General features: G+C 42.1%; 1 protein-coding gene. It reads right to left on the bottom strand.

Translation table 11 applies throughout. From position 1 onward, the window contains the following. Window positions 1–983: threonine--tRNA ligase (thrS, locus tag H5072_RS20275; protein ID WP_182694616.1), on the bottom strand; the 983-nt coding region annotated here is incomplete at both ends.

The following is a 983-nucleotide window of genomic DNA, read 5'->3' as shown; positions in this document are numbered from 1 at the left end:
CACTTGCTTTGGTGCAAGCCACGTCGGGAATAAACCAGCGTACTCTTCAGTTAAAATGCCAATAAAGCGTTCAATAGAACCTAAAATAGCACGATGTATCATTACAGGTGTACGACGCTCGTTATTTTCTGCTACATAAGTAGCACCTAAACGACCCGGTAATGCAAAGTCTAATTGCACTGTACCACACTGCCACGCTCTGTCTAAACAATCGTACAAAGTAAATTCAATCTTAGGACCGTAAAACGCGCCTTCGCCCGGAAGATAATCAAATTCAATATCGTTTAGCTTAAGTGCATCAGCTAAAGCAAGCTCTGCTTTATCCCACATATGGTCTTCACCAATGCGTTGTTCTGGGCGAGTAGATAGCTTAACTACAATCTTCTCAAATCCGAATGTTTCATATGTATCATAAACCATCTTAATACACGCTGACACTTCGTCCATTATCTGCTCTTCAGTACAGAAAATGTGAGCGTCATCTTGTGTAAAGCCACGTACACGCATTAAACCGTGTAGTGCACCTGATGGTTCATTACGGTGACAACAACCAAATTCAGCCATACGAAGTGGTAAATCACGGTACGATTTTAAACCTTGGTTAAAGATTTGCACGTGACCAGGGCAGTTCATTGGTTTAATTGCGTATTCACGTTTTTCAGACTCAGTGGTAAACATTGCTTCTGAATATTTTTCCCAGTGACCTGATTTTTCCCAAAGTGAACGGTCCATCATCATTGGACCTTTTACTTCTTCGTACTCATATTCGCGTAATTTTTCACGTACAAATTCTTCAAGCTCGCGGTAAATGCTCCAACCATCGTTGTGCCAAAATACCATGCCTGGCGCTTCTTCTTGCCAATGCCATAAATCAAGCGCTTTACCAATACGACGGTGATCGCGTTTTTCAGCTTCTTCAAGGCGCTTTAAATACGCTTTAAGTTGCTTTTTATCGCCCCACGCGGTGCCGTAAATGCGTTGTA

It is taken from the genome of Pseudoalteromonas sp. SR45-5 (assembly GCF_014163565.1).
In the GTDB taxonomy this organism is placed as follows: Bacteria; Pseudomonadota; Gammaproteobacteria; order Enterobacterales; family Alteromonadaceae; genus Pseudoalteromonas; species Pseudoalteromonas distincta.
This window is presented reverse-complemented; position numbering and strand designations above follow the sequence as displayed.